The organism is Rhizobium sp. 21-4511-3d (genome assembly GCF_053522545.1).
This window is the reverse complement of sequence record NZ_JBNWCF010000004.1, coordinates 367257-384514: the sequence shown is the minus strand read 5'-3', so window position 1 is coordinate 384514 and position 17258 is coordinate 367257. Positions and strand designations below refer to the sequence as shown.

The following is a 17258-nucleotide window of genomic DNA, read 5'->3' as shown; positions in this document are numbered from 1 at the left end:
ACTTCATGCACTCAGCGCCTCATCACCCGGCCGGATCTGCAGGTCGTAAAGCGCCTTGTAGCGCCCTCCGAGGGCCAGCAGCTCCGCATGCGTGCCGCGCTCGACGATCCGGCCTTCCTCGACGAAGAGAATCTGGTCGGCATGCATCAGCGAGCTCAGGCGGTGGGCGACGATGAGGGTGACGCGGTCGGCGGCATATTTGCGCATGGCGGCGCGGATGCGCTGCTCGGTCGCCGCATCGATCGCCGCCGTGGAATCGTCGAAGACCATCACGGCCGGCCGCAGCATCAGGGCGCGGGCGATCGACAGGCGCTGACGCTGGCCGCCGGAGAGCGACACGCCGCGTTCGCCGACGACAGTGTCATAGCCCGTCGGCAGGCCCAGCACGTAATTATGCAGTTGGGCGCTTTCGGCGGCGCGCTCGATGCGCTGTTCCTTCGCCCATGGGTCGCCATAGGCGATGTTGTTCTCGATCGAGGTGGTGAACAGGAAGGAATCCTGCTGGACGACGGCGACCGAACGGCGCAGCGACTGCAACGTCGCCTGGCGGATATCCTGTCCGTCGATGGTGATCTTGCCGCGGGTCACGTCGTAGAAGCGCGGGATCAGATGCGCGATCGTCGACTTGCCGCTGCCGGGCGGGCCGACGATGCCGACAGTCTCGCCGCGCTTCGCCTCAAAGCTGATATCGTAGAGCACCTGATGCATGTCCGAGCTCGGATAGGCGAACTCGACATGCTCGAAGCGCAGCGTGCCCTCGGTGACCTTCAGCTCTTTCGCGTCGGGCGCATCGCGCACCGCGATCTCAAGATCGAGCAGGTTGAACAGTCGGGTTCCGCAGGTGGAGGCGCGGGCAAAGGCATTGACCATCAGACCGAGCTGGCGCACCGGCATCTGCAGAATGGTCATGAAGGTCAGGAACGAGGCGAGCGTCCCGACGGTGATCTCGCCGGACATGACCTTGCCGCCGCCGACCCAGAGCACCAGGCCCATCGAGGCGAAGAAGGAGAAGGTCATGGCGCTGGTATTGGCAACGCGGATGCCGACGCGCTCATGGGCAAGCTCGACGGCATTGGTCGAGGCAGCCTCGAACTTCGCCATCTCGTGATCCTGCGCCGCGAAGGCGCGCACGACGCGGATACCGCCGAGATTTTCTTCCATGATGCGGGTGAGAACCGAGAGCCGTTCCTGCAGCTCCAGCCAGGTGGCACGCAGCTTCAGCTGCGTCACCGAGGACCGCCAGCCGACGAAGGGCACGAAGGACAGCGCCAGAAGCCCGAGCACCACATCCGTCGAGATCAGCATATAGGCACCGATGCCGATCAGCATCGACAGCAGGAAGACACGCACGAGCGCCGTCGAGAAATACATGCGCACGCCTTCGAGATCGAGAAGGCCGACAGTGATCAGATCGCCGGAATGGACGGTGTCGTGAAAGCTGAAGGAGAGGCGCTGGATCTTCTCGTAGCAGGCGAGCCGCAGCTCGTAGCCCATATGGTGGCCGACGCTCTCGGAATAGTAGTTCTGGATCATCGTGAAGATGCCGCGCAACACGCTGGCACCGAGCAGCATGAGTGCGGTCGTCAATAGCGCATCCTGCGCCATCTGGCCCGCCGTCCCGCCGCTCAATGCAACCTGCGTGTGGTCCACGGCCTGGCCGAGAAGCCGGGGAATCAGCAGCTGAAACGTCGATGCGACAAGCGTCGCACCGATCGCAAAACCTGACTGCCAGGGATGACGGAAGGCCATGACGGTAATGCGGACCAGCGTAAAGAGGCCCTTACCCCAGCCCGCCGCAGTCGCTTTCGCCAGCGAAGCCGAAGGCTTCGTGACGCTCATAGACGCATCGCTGCTCACGGTAATGATTCCAAATAGATGTGTGTGTCCGGACGGTGGCCCGAAAAGACGGCAATTCCATGAAGGGATTGATAGTACGCTTACTTTTGCCGATTCCATTCGGCCGTTCAAGTAAAGAATTCACCAACTGGTTATTTTATCGTGAGGGGAAGATCCGGCGGCGGGCGCGCGTGAAAGACAGCTGGCTTTCCGTTCGCCTTCTGGTGGAAATCGCTGTTGTCTTGGCGGTGTGCCGGAAAAAGGGAAAGTCCGCATCGGGATCAACGGGTTAGCATGTCGCGTGAGGGCTTCGTGGGCGAGGGGGTTGCCAGCCGCATCATTTTCCGCTCTCATACACGACCAGTTTGATAGACTATGGACGGCAGCGATTGCTCCCCTAGTTCTTCCTCCGGCGCGTGCCGGACAACCGCTTGTATGGCGGCGCGAACCCTGGCCGACGCAGCGCGATTTTTCTGCGTCGATACCCTGATCGAGACACGGATGCGGCGATGACCGCGAGGAGTTGAGATGACGGTTCAAGGACTTTTCTCTGCGAAGGCCGCGGCGGCGGCGAAGCCTTCCGCCATTCCGCGCATCGCCATTGTCGGGCGCGGCTTTTCCGGGATGATGACGGCGATTGCGCTGATGAAGACGGTTCGCACACCGTTCCATCTGCAGCTCTTCGATCCCAATTCCTCCGTCAGCGGCGGGCAGGCGCTGTCCTCGGCCCGGCGCTCGGCGATCCTCAACACCCGCGTTCGCGATCTCTCTGTCTCGACCGGGGATGCCGATGATTTCAACGACTGGCTCTGTAGCAACGCGGAGTTCCGCGCTGCGGTGCCCGCGGCGATCCCGGGATTCCGCCAGATCTTCGTGCCCAAGGAAATTTTCAGCGATTACGTTTACCAGCGCTTTTCCGAAGCGCTCGCCACCCGCAAGGACATCACCGTCCAGGTCAGCCACGAACCCGTCGTGGCGATCCGCAGGAGCCACGGCCACCGCTTCCTTCTCGAACATGCCGGTCCTGCCAATCCGCTCTTCGATACCGTTTTCCTGGCGACCGGCTACGGGCTCCCGCAGGCCGATCTGCTCTCCGGCGAAGGTGCGCCCGTGCGCGCCCAGCGCCTCGTTGGCCGCCCGCATACGATTCTTCTCGGCAGCGGCATCCGCGTCGTCGACCAATTGCTGCAGCTGCGCGACGAAGGCTATGGTGGTCAGATCACCATCGTCTCCAAACACGGCTTCCTGCCGCAGAGCCATACGCCGAACTCCGCCGAGCCGGTTTTCCCTGCAGAAGAACTGCCGAAGGATCTGCCTGACATCCTGCGCTTTATCCGCAATGCCTGCCGTGAGGCGGAGGAGGCGGGGCGCAGCTGGCAGTCGGTGATGAACGGCTTGCGCAAACATGCCCGCTCGCTCTGGCGGGCGCTGCCGGGGCGCCAGAAGCAGCAGTTTAACCGGCATCTGCGCGCCATCTATGACAGCCACCGCAATCGTTTGCCCGAAGCCATGTATCTGCGTCTGAAGCGCGAGCTCGCCGGTGGCAATACCGTGCTTCGCCGCGGCATTGCCGGGCGGCAGGGACTGAGCGGCATCTTCTTTACGCCGGCGGGATCGGCCGCTGAGGAAGTGATCCATGCAGAGCGGGTCATCGATTGCCGCTGCCGCGCGGCGGATCTTGAGGCGCCCCTGCTGCAGAGCCTCTTTGCTGCAGGGCTCGCGATGCCTGACGAGCTCGGTCTCGGCATTGCCGTGAACCAGAGGGGCGAGCCCTATCTTGAGGATGGTTCGGCGGTGGATGGCATCTTTGCGATTGGTCCGCTCGGTCTCGGCAGCCTGCCGGATATCGATCTGGTGCCGGAGATCGTCAGCCAAGCCTATGCCGCGGCGGAAGAGGTCGCGGCCCGCGCCTTCCCGCAATGCCGGGCGATGTGATTAGCGGCGGCGCAGCTCGTTGCGGATGACGACGGCGAGCAGCCCGGCCATCATGATCGCCATGGCGAACCAGGTGATCGCGTAGCTTAGGTGACTGTTCGGGAAGACGACGCGGGTCAGCCCGCCGACCGGCGAACCGCCGGGATTGGGCGTCGCATCGGCATCGATGAAATAGGGCTCTGCCTTCGCGACGCTCTTGTCGGCGGTGATCGCCGCGACGTCGCGCGAATACCACCGTCCCGTCGCGGGATTGTTGGATTGCAGCAGCGAGCCTTTCGGCTCGGTCGGCCGCAGCAGGCCGGTGATGGTCACCGTGCCGGAGAGCTGCCCTTCGGCGCGGGTCTTGGGATCGCGCTTTTCGGAGGGTACGAAGCCGCGGTTGATCAGGATGGCATTGCCATCCGCCAGCATCAGCGGCGTCATCACCCAATAGCCGGGGCCGAGTTCCGTCGAGGTATAGACGAAGGTTTCCTTGCTGTTATCCAGCGTGCCGGTTGCCTTGACGCGCAGATATTCGTCTTCGGCGGGATTGATGTTGCGCCCTTCTGGTGCCGCGACCGGTTCGGCATGGATGCGCTGGTCGACGCGGGCGATCAGGTCGAGCTTCCAGTAAAGCCGCTCGATCTGCCAGATGCCGAGGGCTACAAATGCGGCCATGGCAACGAAGATCAGGCCGCAGAGCGCAAAGAGCTTAACGGGCGAACGGCGGCTGTCGGGCTTGGTGTCGGAAAGATCGGTCATGGCAAAAAGAGCGGGCGGCTCATCGCCGCCCGCGTCATGCTCAGGGCATGTTCTTCATCATTTCGGGGCTCATCGGCATCATGTTGGTGTTCAGATGATGCATGACCCAGAAGGTACCGGCGAGGGCGATGGCGACGATGACGATCGTGAAGATCAGCGCCATGATGGTCCAACCGCCTTCAGAACGCGTGTTCATATGCAGGAAGTAGATCATGTGGACAACGATCTGGATCGCGCCGAGGATCATCACGGCGGTTGCCGTGACAAGCGGGTTTTCGAAGACGCCGGCCATGACGAGCCAGAAGGGGATTGCCGTCAGGATGACCGACAGGACGAACCCGATCATGTAGCTCTTGAACGAGCCGTGATCGGCCTCGTGACCGCCGTGACCGTGGCCGCCATGGCCATGGTCGTGATGTGCGTCGTGGGCGTGAGTGTTCGAGCTCATCCGAGAACTCCCAGCAGATAGACCAAGGAAAAGACGCCGATCCAGACGACATCGAGGAAGTGCCAAAACATCGACAGGCACATCAGGCGGCGCTTGTTGGCTTCGATCAGGCCGTGCATCGAGACCTGGATCATCAGCGTGATCAGCCAAATGATACCGAAGGTGACGTGCAGACCGTGGGTGCCGACCAGCGTGAAGAAGGCCGACAGGAAGGCGCTGCGCGTCGGGCCTGCGCCCTCATGGATCAGATGCGCGAACTCATAGAGTTCGAGGCCGATGAAGGCTGCGCCGAACAGGCCGGTGACGGCCAGCCAGAACAGCACGCCGGCCTTGTAGCCACGCATCATCTGCAGCATCGCAAAGCCGTAGGTGATCGAGGACAGCAGCAGCATGGAGGTGTTGATTGCCACCAGCGGCAGATCGAACAGATCCTTCGGCGACGGGCCGGCCGCATAGTTGCGGCCGAGCACGCCATAGGTGGCGAAGAGCACTGCGAACATCAGGCAGTCGCTCATCAGGTAGAGCCAGAAACCGAGATTGGTGCTGCTCTCCGGATGATGCTCCTCGGTGAGGTAGAAAACGGGCTTCTCGGCCGTGTCGATTGTGTGATCGGTCATGGTCGTCATCCCTGCGCCGCGGCAAGCTGCTGCGTGCGCTTGTCTTCCGTATTGGTGACTTCTTCCACGGGAATGTAGAAGTCACGCTTGTAGTTGAATGTGTGGACGATCGACACGAGGACGATCGCGGCGAAGGACAGGATCGCCAGCCACCACATGTACCAGATCAGGCCGAAGGCGAGGCCGATGCTGAGCGCCGAGAGGATCGCGCCAGTGCCGGTGTTCTTCGGCATGTGGATCGGCTTGAAGCCCTCGAGCGGACGGACATAGCCGCGCTTCTTCATGTCGTACCAGCTGTCGTGATCGTGGACGACCGGCGTGAACGCGAAGTTGTAATCCGGCGGCGGCGAAGAGGTCGCCCATTCCAGCGTACGGCCATCCCACGGGTCGCCGGTCTCGTCCTTCAGCGCTTCGCGCTTGCGGAAGCTGACGAAGATCTGGATGAGGAACGAGGCGATGCCGATGGCGATCAGGCCGGCGCCGAAGGCGGCGATGATGAACCAGATCTGCAGCGACGGATCTTCGAACTGCGAGACGCGGCGCGTGACACCCATCAGGCCGAGCACGTAGAGCGGCATGAAGGCGAAGAAGAAGCCGATCTGCCAGAACCAGAAGCTCATCTTGCCCCAGAACGGGTCGAGCTTGAAGCCGAAGGCCTTCGGGAACCAGTAGTTGACGCCTGCGAAGAGGCCGAACAGCACGCCGCCGATGATCACATTATGGAAGTGGGCGATCAGGAACAGCGAGTTGTGCAGCACGAAGTCGGCCGGCGGGATGGCGAGCATGACGCCGGTCATACCACCGATGACGAAGGTCACCATGAAGCCGACGGTCCAGAGCATCGGCACTTCGTAGCGGATGCGGCCGCGATACATCGTGAACAGCCAGTTGAACATCTTGGCCCCTGTCGGGATCGAGATGATCATCGTAGTTATGCCGAAGAACGAGTTGACGCTGGCGCCCGAACCCATCGTGAAGAAGTGGTGCAGCCACACGAGGTAGGAGAGGATCATGATGACGCAGGTGGCGTAAACCATCGAGGCGTAGCCGAAGAGGCGCTTGCCCGAGAAAGTGGCGACCACTTCCGAGAAGATGCCGAAGGCGGGCAGTACGAGGATGTAGACTTCCGGGTGGCCCCAGATCCAGATGAGGTTCACATACATCATCGGGTTACCGCCGAGATCGTTCGTGAAGAAGTTCGTGCCGGCATAGCGGTCGAGCGACAGCAGAACGAGGGTCGCGGTTAGGATCGGGAAAGAGGCGACGATCAGCACGTTGGTGCAGAGCGAGGTCCAGGTGAAGACCGGCATCTTCATGAACGTCATGCCGGGCGCGCGCATCTTGACGATTGTCGCGATCAGGTTGATCCCCGACAGCGTCGTGCCGACGCCGGCGACCTGCAGGCCCCAGATATAATAGTCGACACCGACGCCGGGACTGTAGTCCGCGCCCGAAAGCGGCGGATAGGCAAGCCAGCCGGTCCGTGCGAATTCACCGATGAAGAGCGAGATCATGATGATGATCGCGCCGGCGGTGGTCATCCAGAACGAGAAGTTGTTGAGGAACGGGAAGGAGACGTCGCGGGCGCCGATCTGCAGCGGCACGACGAAGTTCATCAGGCCGGTGACGAAGGGCATCGCCACGAAGAAGATCATGATGACGCCATGCGCCGTGAAGATCTGGTCGTAGTGATGTGGCGGCAGATAGCCTTCCGAACCATTGAAGGCGATCGCCTGCTGGATACGCATCAGGATGGCGTCGGAAAAGCCGCGCAGCAGCATGATGACGGCGAGGATCACATACATGATGCCGATCTTCTTGTGATCGACGCTGGTGATCCAGTCGCGCCAGAGCGGTCCCCAGAACTTGAAATAGGTGATGAGCCCCACGACGGCGATGCCGCCGATCGCAACGCCGATGAAGGTGAAGATCAGGATCGGCTCGTGATAGGGGATCGCATCGAGGGTCAACCGGCCGAAGATGAACTTCAGGAGGTCAGGATTGGAAAACATGGAGTAACCCGTTCATTGGTGTCTTAGCGACGCAAAGCGCCAGGTTTAATTGTTGCTCGGCTGGGCTGGTGCCGGATCGCCGCTGCCGTGGTTCATGCCCGGCATCGAATGGCCGTCGTGGCCGCTGCCGCTCATGTCCATACCGGGCATGTTCTGCATGTCCTGCTGATTGCCGTTTGCAGCATCTGCCGGCTTCTGATCGCTGGAAGCAGGCGTAGCGGCCGCGGGGACTGCTTCGGCTTCTGCGCCATGGCCTTCGCCGACGTGGCGGTTGTCATACTCCAGCTTTTCGCGGTTCTCGGCGCTTTCCTTGCCGCCGCCACCCATCATGTCGATATGCATCATATCGCTCATGCACATCTTGCCCGGCGTGGCGCAGAGGTTGAGGATCGCCTGGTAGAGGTCCTTGTCGGCGGTCGCGTAGTAGCGGACCGGCTCGCGCTCGGACGGCTTTTCAAGCTTGAGATAGGCGTCACGGTTCAGCGCCGTGCCCTGGCTCTTCACCTTGGCGACCCAATCGTCGAAGCCCCGCTGGTTCAGGCCATGGAACTTGAAGCGCATATGCGAGAAGCCTTCGCCGCTGTAATTGGCGGAAAAGCCCTCATACTCGCCTTCCTTGTTGATGACGGCATGAAGCTGCGTCTGCATGCCGGGCATCGCGTAGATCTGGCCGGCAAGTGCGGGAATGTAGAAGGAGTTCATGACCGAGGATGCGGTGATCCTGAAATTGATCGGCACATCGACCGGCGCCGCCAGCTCATTGACCGTCGCAATGCCGAGCTCCGGATAGAAGAACAGCCACTTCCAATCGAGCGCGACGACTTCGACAGTCATCGGCTTGACGTTCTCAGGGATGCTGCGCTCGGCATCGATGCGATCGAGCGGACGGTAGGGATCGAGCTTGTGAGTCGAAATCCAGGTGATGGCGCCAAGGGCGATGATGATGGCCAGCGGTGCCGACCAGATAACCACTTCCAGCCGTGTCGAGTGATGCCATTCCGGATCATAGGTCGCTGCCGTATTCGAACGCCGGTAACGCCAGGCGAAGAAGAACGTCAGGAACAGGACCGGCACGATGATCAGCAGCATCAGGAAGGTGGAGACCAGAATGAGGTCTGCCTGCTGACTTGCGATATCGCCCGACGGCGACATCACGACCATATTGCATCCTGCCAGCATCATCAGCGGCAACACGGATAGAAGGCGGGAAAACTTCACGAGTTTTTGCACGTCTCTAAGCTCTTGTTGTTTCGTCCAAACCGCGACTAAAGCACTGAACCTGATGGCAACATGAGGTGTTTGGTCGCACTGCAGCAAACATGCCGCAGCGCGGCAAAGAATGTAAGGCGCTACGGCGTTGAAATCCTGATAAGTTTCGGAAGGATTTGGCCCCAGCGCATGCTTTTGTGCGGCATAATATATCCGCGAAAACGAAAACGGCCACTTGAAAGGCCGCGAATCGGGCGATCACGCTCAATTTCTCATCCACATCTAATTTTGAGAATGGATGATGAACTATTTACGTCCGTCAGACTTGATAACCTTGCAGGTTTGATCAAGATCGTCTTGAGGCGCTTTGCCGCAAGCGTCTCGACGAGGGAGGCGTTTAATGACTGCAGCACACTATGGACCATCGTCCACGACACTCGAACGTGACGCAAGACAGATTCATGCCGGCGAAAAGGTTTCGCCTGGAAGTATTGCTCTTGGCGTCATCATCGGGCGAATGTCCGAATTCTTCGATTTCTTTGTTTATGGCCTGGCCTCTGTCCTGGTCTTCCCGCAGCTGATCTTTCCCTTTGCACCGGACAGGCTGACGGGGACGCTCTATTCGTTCGCGATCTTTTCGCTGGCCTTCTTGGCGCGTCCGGTCGGCTCCGTCGTCTTCATGACGATCGACCGATTCTATGGCCGCGGCACGAAGCTGACGATCGCGCTGTTCCTGCTCGGCGGCTCGACCGCTTCGATCGCGTTCCTGCCCGGTTATAACGAGATTGGCTATTGGGCGATCGCGCTTCTGGCGCTCTTCCGGCTCGGCCAGGGCTTCGCGCTCGGCGGCGCCTGGGATGGTCTCGCCTCGCTTCTGGCGCTGAACGCGCCGCAGAACAAGCGCGGCTGGTACGCGATGATCCCGCAGCTCGGTGCGCCGATCGGCTTCGCGCTGGCGAGCACTATCTTCGGCTTCTTCATTGCCAATCTCTCCAACGAGGATTTCCTCTCCTGGGGCTGGCGCTATCCGTTCTTCGTCGCTTTCGCGATCAACGTCGTGGCGCTCTTTGCGCGCCTGCGTCTGGTCATGACGCAGGAGTTCGGCACGCTTCTGGAACAGCACGAACTTGAAGCCGCGCCGATCGGCAAGGTTTTGAAAATCCACGGCCGCGATATCCTGATCGGCGCCTTCGTGCCGCTCGCGAGCTTCGCGATGTTCCACCTCGTCACCATCTTCCCGCTCGGCTGGATGAGCCTCTACGGCACGCAGCCGCTCGACACTTTCATGGTGGTGCAGATCATCGGCGCGCTTGTCGGCATCGTTGCGATCATCGCGTCGGGCCTGATCGCCGACCGAATCGGCCGCCGTGCTCAGCTGGCCGTCTGTGCGGTGCTGATCGCGATCTTCTCCTTCGTTGGTCCGATGCTGATCGCTTCGGGTGATGCCGGTCAGGATGCCTTCGTCATCATCGGCTTCGGCGTGCTCGGCCTGTCCTTCGGCCAGGCGACCGGCTCGATCTCCTCGCGCTTCGGCCGTGGCTACCGCTACACAGGCGCTGCCTTCACGTCCGACCTCGCCTGGCTCGTCGGCGCCGGTTTTGCGCCGTTGGTGGCGCTCAGCCTCTCCAGCAGCTTCGGCCTGACCTTCGTTGGCTACTACCTGCTCTCAGGTGCCATCTGCACGCTGGCAGCGCTCGCCTTCAGCAGGGCGCTGGAGCAGCGGGAATAGGTTAGGGGCCGCGCCAGGTCGATTCGAAAAGCCCGGTTTCGACCGGGCTTTTTATTGATCGATGCGTTGCAAATTATAATTGATTGCATATCCTTCTCTACGAAGGAGATGCCGCCATGACCCGTTCCACGATCGACCATGCAACGCTCGCCCAACTGGCCGGCGCCGGTGCCATCGAAAAGACGCTTGTCGTCGGCCAGACAGGCGGCTGGTCCATCGTCGTGCGCTACGGAAAGAGCGAGCATCCGCTTGCGGCGCAGCGCAGCCGTCAGGTCAGGCTCTTCAAGAAGATGGAGACGCTGGTGTCTTATCTCCGGGACGTCGGCATCTCCCAGTTCGACGTCGACGCCAGCGATTATGCCGCCGAGCCCGCCAAGCGTCCCGATCGCGCCGACGCTCTGAAGCGCGCGCATGAGGCGGCCGAGCATGACCGGTGGTTTCGCGAGCAGGTCCAGATCGGTCTTCGCGAAGCGGACGATCCGAATACGGTCTGGATCAGCGATGAAGAGGCCAACAAGGAAATGGACGAGTTGCTGACTAGCCTGAGGTCGCGCTTGCCAGGTGATCAGCAGTGATCGTCAGATGGCTGCCGCGCGCTCTGAACGATCGCCGAAACCAAGTGTCTTATATATTCCAACGAAACCCTCAGGCAGCAGTCCGTTTGGAAACGCTTGTACGCAGCCAGAGCGACCTCCTGCGCAGTTACCCTCTCGCTGGCCGAATTGGTCGCCAGAAAGGCACGCGGGAGCTCGTTGTTCCCAACAGCTCCTACGTCATCATCTATCGTATCGACGAGAAAGCCCAGCAGGTACACATCCTGCGCCTGCTTCACGGCGCCCAGCAATGGCCGCCGGAAGAGGAGTGAGGCTGGTTAGCGAGCGACGGCTTCCGGCTGCTTGGCGCGGGCGGCGGTCAGTTCGGCGGTCGTGTGGTTAAGGCGGTCGGCCAGCACGCGCATGATCTCGACGGCCATTTCAGGGAAGTCGCTCAGGAGCTTCAGGAAGTGTTCCTTGCTGATGCGCAGGACTTCGAGGCCCGAGGTGGCGCGCACGGTTGCCGTACGCGAGACGTCGCAGAGAATGGCGATTTCGCCGACGATGGAATTGAGCTCGACATCGGCGACCTTGATGTCGCCGGCGGGCGAGTGGACGAGAATATCGGCCGTGCCCGAGAGGATCACATAGGCTGCGTCGCCCGGGTCGCCCTGGTGGAAGAGGTTCTGACCGGCCTTGTAGGTCATCCGGTCGGAGGTGAACGCCAAAAGCTTGAGTTTCGCCGGAGCGATCCTGGAAAAGATCGGCACCCGTCGCAGCATTTCGACTTCATCTCTCAACAGCATGAGCGTTTTACCCCCTGCCGCGCCTCCTCGCCAAAGGAGATCGCGCTTTTTAAAACTCTACCAGGCATTCCCTCGCAAGAATGCCGTCTCAGCCGCCCCAATAGATTATTACGATAACAGTTCCTTGAACATAGTGTTTTTCTCCGAAAGTTCCGGATAGCCACCGGCTTCGGCAAGGCCGCCGCGCTCGAACAGCAGAATCCGGTCGAAGATTTCCGCCAGCCGGGCATTGGAGAGCACGAAGATGATTGCGGGCCGCTTGCCCTCTTCATGGAGCCCGGTCACGACGTTGCGAATGATCTGGTCCTGGACGCGCTGGTCGAGTGCCAGCAGCGGCCGGTTGAAGATGAAATAGTCCGAGCGCTTCAAGAGCGTACGGGCCATGTTGACCTTCTGGCGCTGGACCATCGTCAGGCGCTTGCCGCCGGAACCGACGTCGAATTCCATGCCGATTGACAGCACGTCGTCATAGAGATCGAGCTGATCGAACAGCTCGCCCATGATCAACCGGATTTGGTCGGAGGCATCGGCCTGCTGATAGGCGATGCGGCCGAAGAGCACGTTGTCCATCAGGCTTGCCGATGCGGTGAAGCGTTCTGGATCGTAGCGCTCGATCAGGGCCGAGAGGTCATCGGGAATATGCTCGTGGAACTGCTTGCGGGCCGAAACGATCTTCGCCATCAGCTCGTCGGTCAGCAGACCGAAACGGTGGCGGGGTTCGATATAGGCAAAGCTCAGCCGGATGATGCTCGAGCGCTCTTCCGCCGTCGCATCCTCGAATTTCCGGCTCGTCAGTTTCTGGAGCAGCGCCTGATAGGTCGGAATGTCATCCGCCGTCATGAAGGTCAGCTGCTGGAAGAACGGGTGGTCCGGCGGCAGGTCATGGAAGAGTTCGACGGCGTTTTCCGCGATCTCGAGACCCATGGCGTAGAGATCGTTGCTGAGGCCTGTGTCGCGGAACAGCTGCTGGAAATAGGGATGCGCCGCCAGCCGGCGGTTGGTCATCATCGGCCGCTTCATCGTGCCGAACAGCAGATTTTCGCCGACGGTCGCCTGTGGATTGTAGGCGTCGAAATCGAAGGGAACGACGATCGTATCGAGGTTCTCTTCCTTGAGGCGGTCACGCAGTGCGAGGCGCAGATCGACGATGCGGTCAGCCAGGACGACATGCACGGATGTATCGACCGAGGAGCGCAGGGCGAGGTCGAGGATATCCTGTGAGATCATCACCGCGTCGAGAACCGGGCGGATCGCCTTCAGCAGGTCTTCGGGCCCGTTGGCACCTGCGGCATTGTAATCCACCCAGTCGCTGTTCAGGTCGAATGTCGGATTGCCGGCGCGCAGCGCCTCGGCATTGCGCCACTTGAGTTCGAGCGCCTTCTGCGAGTCGTAGCCTGGATCGGTCAGCGGCGCGTGCTTGAGCCCGTAAAGCAGGTTGTCGCGCAGCGTGCCGTGGAAGAAATAGGTGTCCGACGAAGCATAGGAGATGCGCCGTCCTGTTACCGATTCCGGCATGTCGAGAAGGTCGCGCCCGTCGATGCTGATGCGGCCGGAATCCGGCCAGACGATGCGCCCGAGCGCTTCGGCAAAGGCTTCCGCGCCGCTGCCGTTCGGCCCGACGATGGCGACCGTTTCGTTCGGCTTGATCTCGACCGAGACGTGATCGACGAGACGCGCGCCGCTGTCGTCGCTGACGGCGAGATTGGTGACGACGAGAGCCGCGGTCAGCGGGCCGACGACGTCGCCCGGAATTTCCTGGATCTTGCTGTCGATCAGCGGCTCGACGTTGAACTGTTCGTAGACCTGCTGGTACTTGACCTGCACGTCCTGACGCATCTGGTCCCAGTCGATCAGTTCCTTCAGCGGGCCGGGCAGGTCCTTGTAGGCCGAGATGACGGCGACGAGCTGACCGATATCGAGCCGTCCCTGCAGCGCCAGATAACCGCCGATCGCGTAGAACAGGAAGGGCGTGACCTGGGCCAGGAAGTTGTTCAGGAATTTGACCAGGAACTTCCACTGATAGAGGTCGTAGCGGATCTTGAAGATCAGCCCGAGGCGCGACGCGATGTCGGCGCGCTCGAGATTCGACGTATCGTTGCCATGGATCGTGCCGATGCCATCGACGATTTCGCCGACGCGGCCGGAGAGTTCGCGGGCGGTCAGCTGGCGCTGGCGGCCGAGATCCAGAAGCCGCTTTCTCATCCGCGGAATAACGATGGCCTGCACGCCGACGATACCGGCGGCGATCATGCCGAGCCAGAAATTCTGGACGATGATGAAGGCGAGCGCCGTCAGCGCCTGGCCGCCGAGCAGCGCCGGGGAAACGAAGGCGTCGCCGGTAAAGCCGCCCATCGGCTCCACCTCGTCCTTGATCATCGTCGCGATTTCGGCCGACTTCACCTTCTTGAAGTGCGACGGTGGGAAACGCAGGACGCGGTCGATCAGCTGGAAGCGGATACGGCGCAGCATGCGCTCGCCGAGGCGGCCCTTGTAGGTGTTGATATAGAACTTGAAGAGGCCGTTCAGCACCACCAGCGCCAGGAATACCAGGCTCAGCGCCATCAGCATCTGTAGGCGGTTCAGCTGGATGCCCTGGAAGAGCTCAACATGCCCGATCAGCGGCAGGTCGTAGGACAGGTGCATGAAGGTCTGCGTCGCATTGGCATTGTCGAAGCCGTCACCCTGGATCGGTCCGTTGACGATCTGCTTCGGCAGATCGAAGGACAGGAAGTAGGGGATCATCGACGCCGCAACGACCGCCAGAATCCAGAGCTGCTGGAGGCGGGTGTTCGACCAGATATAGCGGGCGAGGCTCTTTTCCATTGCTAACCGTCAGCCTGATGGGAGGGTCCGGAGACGTTCGAGGAGGGAGATTCGGGAAACAGGATCATGCCGCCGGACCGCCGGATATCGTAACGAAAACAAGGCGAAGCGGACTGCCGTCGAAAAGCCGATTCTGCCGGAAACTCGTTTATATCACAGGACTTTCATAAAGTGCGAGCAATTCAGCCGAGCATCGTGCGAATGATCGCAGCTGTGGTCTCCGCGCCAGCCAAATCCAGTGTGGCCGCTTTGCGCGGCGGCGCATCCATCGCTTCGGCAACGGCTGCGGCGACATGCGCTGCGGTCAATCCGGTTTCCGGCAAGATGCCCGCGAGCCCCATCGCCTTCAGCCGCTCGGCCCTTACCGTCTGTTCGGTTTCTCCACCTGCGACGAAGGGGATGAGGATCGCCCGGCAATCGGTGCGCAGGAGGTCGCCGACGGTGTTATAGCCCGCCTGCGAGATCGAGACCTTGGCGCCCTTCAGCAGCGAAGGGAAATCCTTGCGGAAGCGCACGAGGGTGACATTGGCGGGCGCATCGTCCTGCAGAGACTGAAAATCGGCCTCCGGCAGGTTGGGTCCCGATATCAGCAGCCAGCGGTATTCTGCGGGCAGGGAGTGCGCCGCATCCCGGGCCGCGCGGATCAGCTCGAGCCCGACGGCGCCGCCGCCTGCGGAGGCGATGATATCGAAGCGTTCGGCCGGATCGGCCGCCGGTGGCGGCGCGACCATGCCGGTATAGCGGACCTTGCCGGCGATCTCCGGTGTCAGCGGAAACGTGTCTTCGAGGCGGACGAAATCGGGATCGCCGTGAACGAGCACGGCATCGAAATGCTCCTGCACCAGCTTCACGGTTTCCTCATCGCGGCCAGCCTTGCGATTTTCCTGCAGGATGTCGCGCACCGAGCTGAAGAGTTTCGGCCGCGGATTGGCTGCAGCGATGGCATCGAGCAGCGGCAACAGTTCGAAGCGCATCTGGCGGCGGCCGAAGGGGAAGGCCTCGATGATGACGGCGTCGGGCTTGGCGTTCGCGAATGCGGCGAGCAGCTGGTCGCGGCGCGCATTGAGGAAATCTTCCGTTGCCGGATTGCCGTTGGCATCCGCGAGGCCGGAGAAACCGGCATTGCTGGCAACGACCGCCGGCAAGGCGATGGTCTTCAGGCCCTCGGCCGGGAAGCCGGGCACCGGCAGGCCGCCGGTCACCACAGTGACGTCGAAGCCATCCTTCGCCATCGCATTGGCGATACGGCTGGCGCGAGCGATATGACCGATGCCGAGCAGATGCTGGACGTAGAAGAAAACGCGTTTGGCGCTCATGGGTCTTTCCGCCATTCGTCTTCGAAAAGCTGTGTCAGCTGCGCGATGCTGGAGTGATAGTCAAATTGGGTCCGCACCCGCTGCTCGGCGGCATCGCCCAGCCGCTTGCGCAGCACTGGATCGCGGATCGCCTTCTCAAGTGCTGCGGCAAGCGCCTGCGGGTCCTCAGGCGGAACGACGAGGCCGTTCTCGCCATCCGTCAGCAGCTCGGGCACGCCGGAAATATTGGTGGAGAGGCAGGCGAGCCGCTGGCTCGATGCCTCGACGAGGACATTCGGCAGGCCATCGCGGTCGCCATTGGCGGCGATGCGGCAGGCGAGTACGAAGAGATCGGCGCGGCGGTAGTGGTCCAGCACGTCTTCCTGGGCGAGCGCGCCTTTCCAGGCGATACGCTTGCCGAGACCGAGCTCATTGGCGAGGGACTTCAGCTTCGACAGCTCCTCGCCGCCGCCAATATGATCCAGCCGCCAGTTGAGCTCCGGTGGCAGAAGCGCAAGTGCCCGCAGCAGGATGTCGTAGCCCTTCTTCTCGACAGCGCGGCCGACGCTGAGCAGGAAAACCGGATCATCGGCCGACGAGCCGTCCCGCAGCGAACGTTCGCCGGAGAAATGGCCGAAGCGGGCGAGGTCTAGCCCGTGATAGCTGAGATGCACCACATCCGGGCGGCTGGTCAGCGTGCGCATATGCTCGTAGCCTGTGCGCGTGCACGTCACCGCCCAGCGGGCGCTCGAGAGCTTCTCGTTCAACTCCCAGTCCGGCGACGTCCAGATATCCTTGGCATGCGCTGAAACCGTCCAGGGCGTGCCTGTCAGGATGCTTGCATATTCCGTGACGGATGCCGGAGTGTGGATGAAATGGGCATGCAGCCAGCGGCCGTTGTCGGGCCATTCGCGGGCGAGCACCAGCGCCTGGCCGAGACGGCGAAAGCGGTTGCGGGAGATATCGCGCGGCAGGTCGGCCATGAAGCGCTTCATCAACGCGCCGAAACCTGCCTTGCCGAAACCGGCAAACAGGCCCTTCAGAACGCGGAGCGGCTCTTCATGCAGATATTCCGGCAGGTAGACGACGCGAGCCTTGATCTCGTCGTGGACAGGATGCCGCTTCTTGTCGGTCGGCCGGCGCATGGAAATCAGCGTCAGGTCGAAACCGGCCTTCTCGAGGCCGAGCAATTCCTGCGCGATGAAGGTTTCCGAAAGGCGTGGATAGCCCTTCAGCACGACGAGGATCTTCCGGCGTTCTGGCAAGGCTGTTAT

At 61.5% G+C, this 17258-nt stretch carries 14 protein-coding genes; 4 read left to right on the top strand and 10 right to left on the bottom strand.

What is annotated here, in order from left to right; translation table 11 throughout:
• Positions 1-3: 3 nt before the first annotated feature.
• A complete protein-coding gene (locus ACQZ5H_RS12605) occupies positions 4-1968 on the bottom strand; it encodes an ABC transporter ATP-binding protein (RefSeq protein WP_449097902.1) in 1965 nt (654 codons plus the stop codon).
• Between the two features lie 396 nt (positions 1969-2364).
• On the opposite strand from ACQZ5H_RS12605, the gene ACQZ5H_RS12600 reads away from it, so the two are divergent.
• Positions 2365-3771 carry an FAD/NAD(P)-binding protein gene (locus ACQZ5H_RS12600; RefSeq protein WP_449097901.1) on the top strand — a complete coding sequence of 469 codons (1407 nt, stop codon included), beginning with the start codon at positions 2365-2367 and terminating at the stop codon, positions 3769-3771.
• On the opposite strand, the gene ACQZ5H_RS12595 is transcribed toward ACQZ5H_RS12600, so the two are convergent.
• The 5 genes from ACQZ5H_RS12595 to cyoA are packed head-to-tail and all read right to left on the bottom strand — an operon-like array spanning position 3772 to position 8819.
• Positions 3772-4512 carry an SURF1 family protein gene (locus tag ACQZ5H_RS12595; RefSeq protein ID WP_449097900.1) on the bottom strand — a complete coding sequence of 247 codons (741 nt, stop codon included), beginning with the start codon at positions 4510-4512 and terminating at the stop codon, positions 3772-3774.
• 40 nt (positions 4513-4552) lie between these two features.
• Positions 4553-4960, bottom strand: coding sequence for a cytochrome o ubiquinol oxidase subunit IV (gene cyoD, locus ACQZ5H_RS12590; RefSeq protein ID WP_112712356.1), 408 nt, complete (start codon positions 4958-4960; stop codon positions 4553-4555).
• Entirely contained in the window at positions 4957-5577 is a 621-nt protein-coding gene (gene cyoC / locus ACQZ5H_RS12585) for a cytochrome o ubiquinol oxidase subunit III (RefSeq protein ID WP_112712657.1), read from the bottom strand. The genes cyoD and cyoC overlap by 4 nt, the downstream gene beginning before the upstream one ends.
• Positions 5578-5582: 5 nt before the next feature.
• A complete protein-coding gene (cyoB, locus tag ACQZ5H_RS12580) occupies positions 5583-7589 on the bottom strand; it encodes a cytochrome o ubiquinol oxidase subunit I (protein WP_449097899.1) in 2007 nt (668 codons plus the stop codon).
• 45 nt (positions 7590-7634) lie between these two features.
• Positions 7635-8819, bottom strand: a complete 1185-nt coding sequence (gene cyoA / locus ACQZ5H_RS12575; RefSeq protein WP_449097898.1) for a ubiquinol oxidase subunit II — start codon at positions 8817-8819, stop codon at positions 7635-7637.
• 379 nt (positions 8820-9198) lie between these two features.
• Here cyoA and ACQZ5H_RS12570 point away from each other — a divergent pair, with 379 nt between their 5' ends.
• The 3 genes from ACQZ5H_RS12570 to ACQZ5H_RS12560 all read left to right on the top strand — a co-directional run bounded on the left by ACQZ5H_RS12570 (position 9199) and on the right by ACQZ5H_RS12560 (position 11392).
• Positions 9199-10527, top strand: coding sequence for an MFS transporter (locus ACQZ5H_RS12570; protein ID WP_112712350.1), 1329 nt, complete (start codon positions 9199-9201; stop codon positions 10525-10527).
• Between the two features lie 116 nt (positions 10528-10643).
• Positions 10644-11102: a hypothetical protein gene (locus tag ACQZ5H_RS12565; protein WP_449097897.1), complete on the top strand. Its 459-nt coding sequence runs from the start codon at positions 10644-10646 to the stop codon at positions 11100-11102.
• A complete protein-coding gene (locus ACQZ5H_RS12560; protein ID WP_449097896.1) occupies positions 11099-11392 on the top strand; it encodes a type II toxin-antitoxin system RelE/ParE family toxin in 294 nt (97 codons plus the stop codon). Before ACQZ5H_RS12565 ends, ACQZ5H_RS12560 begins: the two co-directional genes overlap by 4 nt.
• Before the next feature lie 6 nt (positions 11393-11398).
• Here the strand turns inward: ACQZ5H_RS12560 and ACQZ5H_RS12555 are convergent, their stop codons facing one another.
• The 4 genes from ACQZ5H_RS12555 to ACQZ5H_RS12540 form a co-directional block, all read right to left on the bottom strand.
• Positions 11399-11866, bottom strand: coding sequence for a cyclic nucleotide-binding domain-containing protein (locus ACQZ5H_RS12555; RefSeq protein ID WP_112712346.1), 468 nt, complete (start codon positions 11864-11866; stop codon positions 11399-11401).
• A gap of 108 nt (positions 11867-11974) precedes the next feature.
• Positions 11975-14689, bottom strand: coding sequence for an ABC transporter transmembrane domain-containing protein (locus ACQZ5H_RS12550; protein ID WP_449097895.1), 2715 nt, complete (start codon positions 14687-14689; stop codon positions 11975-11977).
• Between the two features lie 182 nt (positions 14690-14871).
• Positions 14872-16005, bottom strand: a complete 1134-nt coding sequence (locus ACQZ5H_RS12545) for a glycosyltransferase family protein (RefSeq protein ID WP_449097894.1) — start codon at positions 16003-16005, stop codon at positions 14872-14874.
• Positions 16002-17249: a glycosyltransferase family 4 protein gene (locus ACQZ5H_RS12540; RefSeq protein ID WP_449097893.1), complete on the bottom strand. Its 1248-nt coding sequence runs from the start codon at positions 17247-17249 to the stop codon at positions 16002-16004. Before ACQZ5H_RS12540 ends, ACQZ5H_RS12545 begins: the two co-directional genes overlap by 4 nt.
• Between the last annotated feature and the right edge of the window lie 9 nt (positions 17250-17258).